The organism is Microbacterium sp. 69-7 (genome assembly GCF_001897985.1).
Classification (GTDB): domain Bacteria; phylum Actinomycetota; class Actinomycetes; order Actinomycetales; family Microbacteriaceae; genus Microbacterium; species Microbacterium laevaniformans.
In genome coordinates, this window is the sequence record NZ_MKRU01000081.1 from 1 (window position 1) to 7,511 (window position 7,511).

Annotated in this window: 8 protein-coding genes and 1 pseudogene; 4 read left to right on the top strand and 5 right to left on the bottom strand. The window is 69.6% G+C overall.

What is annotated here, in order from left to right:
* Window positions 1–456 precede the first annotated feature (456 nt).
* The 5 genes from BGN98_RS07555 to BGN98_RS07575 all read right to left on the bottom strand — a co-directional run bounded on the left by BGN98_RS07555 (window position 457) and on the right by BGN98_RS07575 (window position 4,228).
* On the bottom strand, window positions 457–1,392 hold the full coding sequence (locus BGN98_RS07555; RefSeq protein WP_288120593.1) for an extracellular catalytic domain type 1 short-chain-length polyhydroxyalkanoate depolymerase: 936 nt from the start codon (window positions 1,390–1,392) through the stop codon (window positions 457–459).
* Between the two features lie 22 nt (window positions 1,393–1,414).
* Window positions 1,415–2,059 carry a dihydrofolate reductase family protein gene (locus BGN98_RS07560; RefSeq protein ID WP_288120595.1) on the bottom strand — a complete coding sequence of 215 codons (645 nt, stop codon included), beginning with the start codon at window positions 2,057–2,059 and terminating at the stop codon, window positions 1,415–1,417.
* An 84-nt stretch (window positions 2,060–2,143) separates the two neighbouring features.
* On the bottom strand, window positions 2,144–3,175 hold the full coding sequence (locus BGN98_RS07565; protein WP_288120597.1) for an LLM class flavin-dependent oxidoreductase: 1,032 nt from the start codon (window positions 3,173–3,175) through the stop codon (window positions 2,144–2,146).
* 45 nt (window positions 3,176–3,220) lie between these two features.
* Window positions 3,221–3,712 (bottom strand): FBP domain-containing protein, encoded by a 492-nt coding sequence (locus BGN98_RS07570; RefSeq protein WP_288120598.1) that lies wholly within the window; start codon window positions 3,710–3,712, stop codon window positions 3,221–3,223.
* Between the two features lie 183 nt (window positions 3,713–3,895).
* Complete coding sequence (locus BGN98_RS07575) at window positions 3,896–4,228, bottom strand: hypothetical protein (protein WP_204947632.1); 333 nt, start codon at window positions 4,226–4,228, stop codon at window positions 3,896–3,898.
* Window positions 4,229–4,284: 56 nt separating this feature from the next.
* Here BGN98_RS07575 and BGN98_RS07580 point away from each other — a divergent pair, with 56 nt between their 5' ends.
* The 4 genes and pseudogenes from BGN98_RS07580 to BGN98_RS07595 all read left to right on the top strand — a co-directional run.
* Window positions 4,285–5,235 carry an aldo/keto reductase gene (locus tag BGN98_RS07580; RefSeq protein ID WP_288120601.1) on the top strand — a complete coding sequence of 317 codons (951 nt, stop codon included), beginning with the start codon at window positions 4,285–4,287 and terminating at the stop codon, window positions 5,233–5,235.
* Window positions 5,236–5,255: 20 nt separating this feature from the next.
* Entirely contained in the window at window positions 5,256–6,002 is a 747-nt protein-coding gene (locus BGN98_RS07585; protein ID WP_288120603.1) for a sulfurtransferase, read from the top strand.
* A gap of 199 nt (window positions 6,003–6,201) precedes the next feature.
* Complete coding sequence (locus tag BGN98_RS07590; RefSeq protein ID WP_288120605.1) at window positions 6,202–7,125, top strand: DNA glycosylase AlkZ-like family protein; 924 nt, start codon at window positions 6,202–6,204, stop codon at window positions 7,123–7,125.
* Window positions 7,126–7,158: 33 nt separating this feature from the next.
* Window positions 7,159–7,511 (top strand): annotated as a pseudogene (locus BGN98_RS07595) (squalene cyclase); the annotation flags it as partial.

A 7,511-nucleotide genomic window follows, 5' to 3' on the forward strand; every position in this document is an offset into this window, starting at 1 on the left:
CGCATACATGGCGCACGCCGACACCCTCGCTGCGGCCGCGCGGAAGGCGGGGATGGCCGTCACCCGCTACGATATCCCGGGCGTCGGGCACACCGGGGACGCGTTGAAGCTCGGTCTGGTCGAGGGCTTCACCGTGCTCTATCCCGTTCTCGGACTCTCGGTCGGTCAGACGCGGTAGCGAGCTGTTGACTTCTCGTCAAGATGGACTTCCTCAAGACTTGCGCAAGATCCGTGCGCTCCGAGCGGCTCGCGAGGCCGCAAGAGCGCTCTATTCAACCGAATGTGCAGGTTGGCGCAAGATTGGCCATATTCACTGGGCGTCTGCGTCTCGAAGACGTAGCGTCGTGACTAAGCGATCCGGCGCCCGAAGCCGGGCAGCGATACGATGAAGGCGACTGTCGGTCTGGGGGGATGCGACGGTCGCCTTCATCGTTCGTCTTCATCGTTCGTCTCCGCTCAGCCGGATGCCGCTCGTCGGTGCGTGTCGAAGAACGACCACAGCTGCGCGGTGGCATCCCATCCCCGGTAGACCTGCTCGCCCTGGGGCGTGGATCCGCCGTCGGGTGAGGGCCATTCGTGGCCGTACCCGGCGATGCTGACGAGCTGTACCGTGCGGGAGTCGGGGCAGGCGGCGGTCTCGGTGGTCAGCGGCGGTGCCGAGGTGGTGACGTCCTCTTCGCACGAGGCCGCTCGCGCCCAGAGCGCGTGCACATCTTGTTGTGCGGTGGCGTCGATCCGCGCGGTGCCGACGGTGGACGCGCCCCCGTCGTAGAGCACACGGGTGTCGTCCACACCGTGCACGGCCATCACCGAGATCGGGGCGGGAGCGGTGCACTCCAGCCCGACCGGCCTCGTTCCGGACACGGGGCCGATCGCGGCGAAGAGCGTCGTCTCGCACGCGAGTCGGTAGGCCATCATCGCGCCGTTGGACATGCCGGCGGCGAAGACGGCCCCGGCGTCGATCGAAACCCGCTTCTGCACATCGGCAACCGCCGCGGCGATGAACGCCACGTCGTCGGTGCCGTCGCGGGCGGACGAGCCGCAGCATCCCCCACCTGCATTCCAGGCCCGGCCGTCGCCGTTGGGGTAGAGGATGACGACGCCGTGCTCGTCGGCGATCCGGTCCCATCCGTACGACGCCTCGGCCTGCTGAGCCGACCCGTAGCCGCCGTGCAGCATGACGACGAGTGCGGCCGGCGCGGAGGGATGAGCGGGCACGTACAGCCGATACGACCGGTCGTGGCCGTCGACGGTGAGCTGATGCTCCGACTTGCCGACGGGGGCTCCTGCTGTGGCAGGGGAGGGCGCGGGTGGATCCACCCGAAGGCGCGCGCACGCGGCGAGGCTCGCCACGAGCGTGAGCAGTGCGATGACGGCGATCGCCCGGCGCATCTGCGGCTGCCTTCCCGATGCCTCAGCGGCGGAACGTGAGGTGGGTCACGCCGCTTTCGGCCGCCTCGGCGCGGACCTCGTACCCGTTCTCCAGGCCGCGCAGGTCGTCCCAGAGGCGGATGCCCCGGCCGAGGATGATCGGCACGACGGCCACGTGCAGGTCGTCGACCAGCCCGGCATCGAGGAAGGAGCGCGCGGTCGTTCCGCCTCCGCCTATACGGATGTCACCGCCGGCGGCGACGGCGCGCGCCTGGGCGAGGGCATCTTCGACCGACGCCTCGATGAAGTGGAAGCTCGTGCCGTTGGCCATCTCGATGGGCGGACGCGGCGTGTGCGTGAGGACGAACACGGGCACCCGGAAGGGCGGCTCGTCGCCCCACCAGCCCCGCCACTGAGGATCGTCGCCGTGTTCGTGCAGGCCGAACATGCCCGCACCCATGATCTCGGCGCCGAGGTCGGCGAAGTAGCGCTGCGCGTACGCGTCGTCGACGCCGGTGGTCCCCGCGCCCGTGTCGTCGTGCAGGACGCGCTCCCGGAACGTCCGCGTCGCCGTGTAGTCGCGGGTCAGGCGCCCCCAATCCTCGCCGAAGGGGTTCTCCGGGGTCTGATCGGTGGTCGTTGCGAAGCCATCGATAGAGATGTTCAGGTCCAGGCGCACGCGGCTCATGACGACCAGCGTCGGTCATCGTCAGCCTCGGCGCAAGGTCGCCCCGGCCCTGTCCGCGCGATCCAAACCCCTGCGCGAGAGAGGTCAGGCCGACGCGAGCGTCGACTGCCAGCCGAGGGCGGGCGCGACGTGCGTCGCGAACGACTCGATGATGCGCAGGTTGAACTCCACACCCAGCTGGCTGGGGATCGTGAGCATCAGGGTGTCGGCGGACATGACCGCGGCATCCTGGAGCAGCTGCTCGACGAGCACGTCGGGCGCGGCGGCATACGTCTTGCCGAACGTCGAACGGAAGCCGTCGATGTAGCCGATGCCGTCGCCCTCCTGGCTGTGGCCGAAGTACAGCTCGTCCTCCGCGGTCGTGATCGGGAACACCGATCGGCTCACCGAGACCCGCGGCGTGCCGGCGTGGCCCGCCTGCGCCCACGCGGCGCGGAAGCGATCGATCTGCTCGGCCTGCAGGATGTCGAACGGGCGCCCGTCGGCCTCGGTGACGAGGGTCGAGGACATCAGGTTCAGTCCCGTGCGTCCCGCCCACTCGGCCGTGTCGCGCGAGCCCGCGCCCCACCAGACGCGCGAGCGCAGACCCGGCGCGTGCGGCTCGATGCGCTGCATTCCGTGGCCGCCGCCGAAAGGCGAGTTGGCGTCGCGCTCGGCCAGACCCTCGCCGTCGATCGCGCGGAGGAACAGGTCCATGTGCTCGCGTGCGAGGTCGGCACCGCGCGGGTCGGATGCCGAATAGCCGAACTTCTCGTAGCCGCGCACGACCGTCTCGGGTGACCCACGGCTGACGCCGAGAGCCAGCCGACCGTCGGAGATGAGGTCGACCGCGGCCGCCTCCTCCGCGAGGTACAGCGGGTTCTCGTAGCGCATGTCGATGACGCCGGTGCCGACCTCGATCCGCTTCGTCTTCGCGGCCATCGCCGCCAAGAGCGGCATCGGGGCTGCCTGCTGCCGTGCGAAGTGGTGCACCCGCACGGCGACCCCGTTGACGCCGAGGTCGTCCATGCCCTGGGCGAGATCGATCGCCTGGTGCAGCATGTCGCCGGCGGTCAGCTCGCGACCACCGCCGAGGGGGCCGTAGTGGCCGAACGAGAGAGTTCCGAAACGTTGCATGATGATGACAACGCTACGCTTTCGATATCCATTCCGCTGAATGGGTCAACGGCCGTCGCGGACGCTGCGCACGAAGGCCTCGACGTTCTCGCGCAACGCGGCGATGCGCGTCGCGCGCGCGGCCTCGACGTCGAACCCGATGTATGCCGACGCGGGGCGGCGTCGCACGTTCTCGTTGCATTGGAAGCGGTCGCAGGCGAGCGTGCCGACCGTGTCGCCGCGCCGTCCGGCGTCGCCGACGCGCTTCGCCGTGAACAGCAGCACGTCGTTGGGCAGGTGGATGTCGTTGCACCACGAGCACTGCGCGCGACTCTTCGGTCGTGCGTCGGCCTGTCGCAGCAACAGCCCGGTCGGTTCCCCGTCGAGTTCGACGACGACGTAACCCACCAGCGCGAGCTTGCGGTCGCGTGCGCCGTAGAACTGCAGCGCGTCCCAGCGTGTGTCGGAGACGCCGTTCGGGAGGGTGAGGCTGCGGCGCTCGGACTGGGTGACGTTGATGAGCGATGCGCGGATCTGCGCTTCGGTGAGTGCGTGCATGAGCATGCCTTTCGTGAGGTCGTAAGAGCGGATGCCCTGGCGGCATCCGTGAAGCGAGGTCGACGTTCGGTGCCGGGGCGTCTGACACGCGGCTCACGGCGCCGAGGCGAACTCACCTCTCATCGGCGAAGAGCTCGCCGATAACCTCCCTCTGGCCCGCACGTCGGGGGCCGTTCCCGATACTCACCCCTCCAGGCTACGCCTCTGGTCTGCGGTGGTGGCGCGGGGGGGTCGAAGGCCGGTCTCGATCACGATGCGACCGTCCGCGATCACGCCCGGGCCGTCACCGGGAATCGGGGCGGGGGCCGGAGTGATCTGCTCGGCTTCCCACACCGCCTGCGCCTCTGCCACGCTCGGACGCCAGACCTCGTCGAACCCGAAGGAGCCGCCGGACGGCCGAGAGACGGCCTCGCCTCGCCGGCGTCGGCGCGCCGTGTCCCAGGCGTACCAGCAGAACCACAATGGTGCCGCGCTGAGGATCACCAGGAAGAACCACATCACGGCAGCCCCGATCATGACGTCAGCGTAAGACCCGGGGAACACCTCCGCCACGGCGGTGGTTGGATCGAAACATGACCCGCATCGCGCACACCGACATCGACGTCTTCCCCCTCGCCCTCGGCGGCAACGTGTTCGGCTGGACGGCCGACCGCGAGGAGTCCTTCCGGATCCTCGACGCGTTCCACGCCGGCGGCGGCACCTTCATCGACACCGCCGACTCCTACAGCGCCTGGGCGCCGGGACACACCGGAGGCGAGAGCGAGACGATCATCGGCGCATGGCTCGCCGAGCGCGGCCACACCGACGTCACCGTGGCCACCAAGGTCAGCCAGCATCCGCAGTTCAGGGGCCTCACGGCATCCACCGTCCGTGCCGCCGCGGAGGCGTCGCTCGAGCGGCTGGGCGTCGAGTCGATCGACCTGTACTACGCGCACTTCGACGACGCCGACACGCCCCTGGAGGAGACGGTCGCAGCCTTCGGTCAGCTCGTGTCCGACGGTCTCGTCCGCTACACCGCCGTGTCGAACTACTCGGCCGATCGCATCCGCGAGTGGGTGCGCATCGCGCGCGAGCTGGGTGTCGCCGAACCCGTCGCCATCCAGCCCCACTACAACCTCGTGCACCGCGAGACCGAGAACGACATCGTGCCGGTCGCCGAGGAGTTCGGCCTGTCGCTGGTGCCGTACTTCTCGCTCGCGAAGGGCTTCCTGACGGGCAAGTACCGTTCGACGGATGCCGCGGCCCACGACACGCCGCGCGCGCAGGGTGCCGCGGTCTACGCCACCCCCCAGGGGCTTCAGATCATCCAGGCGCTCGAGCGGATCGGCGCCGCGCACGACGTGTCGATCGCCGCGACCGCCCTCGGCTGGCTGCGCGCGAAGCCGACCGTGGTCGCCCCGATTGCGTCGGCCTCGAAGCTGTCGCAGGTCGCCGACCTTCTCGACGGCGGCCGCGTCGAGCTGACGGCCGACGAGGCGGCCGAGCTCGACGAGGTCTCGGAGTGGACTCCGACCGACATGTGAGCGCGCCGTAGGCTCGAACGGTGTCCGCCGCTCCCGCCGTGCTCAACGTGTCCGCCTACCTGTTCACCGCGCTCACGGATGCCGCGCAACTGCGCGGGCCGTTGCGGGAGCGGGCGGTCGCGGCGGGGCTGAAGGGGACGATCATCCTTGCTGAAGAAGGGATCAATCTCTTCTTGGCGGGTGCGGCGGAGCCGTTGCGCGCCTACCTCGACGAGCTTCGCGCCGACCCTCGCTTCGCCCTGCTGCGGGCTACCGAGAGCTGGTCTTCCGCGCAGCCGTTCCGCAAGATGCTGGTGAGGCTCAAGCGGGAGATCATCCGGATGGACCGCCCGACGATCCGCCCGGCAGAGGGGCGCGCTCCGGCGGTCTCGCCGGAGACGCTGCGCCGCTGGCTCGATCAGGGGCACGACGACGCGGGCCGCGAGGTCGTCATGCTCGACACCCGCAACGCCTTCGAGGTCGACGACGGTGCCTTCGAAGGGGCCCTGGACTGGCGGCTGAAGCGTTTCACGCAGTTTCCGGATGCCGTCGCCGCGCATCGTGGCGAGCTGCGCAACAAGACGGTCGTCAGCTACTGCACCGGCGGCATCCGGTGCGAGAAGGCTGCGCTCGTCCTTCGCGAGGAGGGCATCGAGGCCTGGCAGCTCGATGGCGGCATCCTGGGGTGGTTCGCTGCGCAGGGGCAGGCGCACTACCGCGGCGACTGCTTCGTGTTCGATGAGCGCGTCGCCGTCGACAGTGCACTCGCACCGGCCACGGAGGCCTGACGGCGGCACGGGCGGCGGCGCGTGTCCGTGACGGCGAGTACGCTCGCGGCATGCATCACCTGAGTCGGGAGCAGGCGCGACGCATCGCCGTGCGCGCTCAGCTGCTCGACGCCGACCGCCCCGGAGACGTCGTCGAAGTCGGCGAACAGCTCGGGTCGATCAAGATCCCACGGCCACGATCGCGCCCGCTGAGCAGACCATCCCGTTCACCCGGGTCGGCTGGGGGTACGAACCCGGCCAGCTCACCAAGGCGGTCGAGGACGATCGGACGCTGTTCGAGTTCGACGGGCAGTTCCACGCGGCATCCCTGCGGCCTGCGCTGCTCGCAGGCATGCGTGCGCGGGTGTTCCGAGCGCAGGCGGCGGGCTGGTTGGAGGCGAATGCGCGTTTTCGCGCAGACGTTCTCGCGCGCCTGCGCTCCGACGGCCCGTTGCTGGCGGGCCAGATCGACGATACGAGCCAGGTCGCGCACCAGGACGAGGCCGGCTGGTACGGCTCGAACCAGGTGCCGCGGATGCTCGACCTGCTGTCCTACGTCGGCGAGGCGGCGGTCGTCGGTCGCGCGGGCCGGCAGCGTGTGTGGGACCTGGGTGAGCGGGTGTACGCCGACGTGCCCGTGATCGATCCCGACGAGGCGGCGCGCGTGTTGCAGCAGCGCCGGCTGCAGGCCGCCGGCATCGCGCGGCAGAACTCGCGATGGACGCCGGTGGGCACCGTGGGAGAGCCGGCAACGGTCGAGGGATCGTCATGGTCATGGCGGGTCGATCCGGCAGCACTCGCCGCGCTCGACGACGACGCCGGAGGTCGGGTGGCGATCCTCAATCCGTACGACGGCATGCTCTTCGACCGTCCACGGTTGACCGAGCTCTTCGAGTTCTCCTTCGTGCTGGAGCAGTTCAAGCCCAAGGCCCAACGTCGCTACGGATACTTCGCACACCCGATCCTCGTGGGTGATCGCTTCGTCGGTCTTCTGGATGCCGAGCTGGACAAGAAGAAAGAGAACCTCGTGGTGACCGCCGTGCACGAGTTCATCGAGCTCGAACCCGAGGAGCGCGAGATGGTGGACGCCGAGATCGGTGATCTGGCCGACTGGCTCGGTGTTCCCGTCCAACGGGCGCGGTGAGGCGCGCGGGTCTGGCGAGGGAGGGGTGTGCGCATGATCGACGAGAGCGTTCGGGACTGGCTGCTCGATTCGGACCCCACGCTGCGATGGCAGGTCGAGCGCGCCCTCCTGGACGAACCCGCCGAGGTGTGGCGCGCGACGCGCGCCCGAATCCCTCTCGAGGGCGACGGCGCGCGTCTGCTCTCGTATCAGGACCCCGACGGACAGTGGGCGGGCGGCGCCTTCTTTCCGGACGGCTTCGATTTCGCCACCCAGGATGAGATTCCCGGTCAGCCGTACACCGCGACGACCTGGACACTGACGACCCTGCGCGAGTGGGGGATGGATGCCGCCGCGCTCGGCGACACGGCCGACCGGCTGGCCGTGAGCGCCCGTTGGGAGTACGA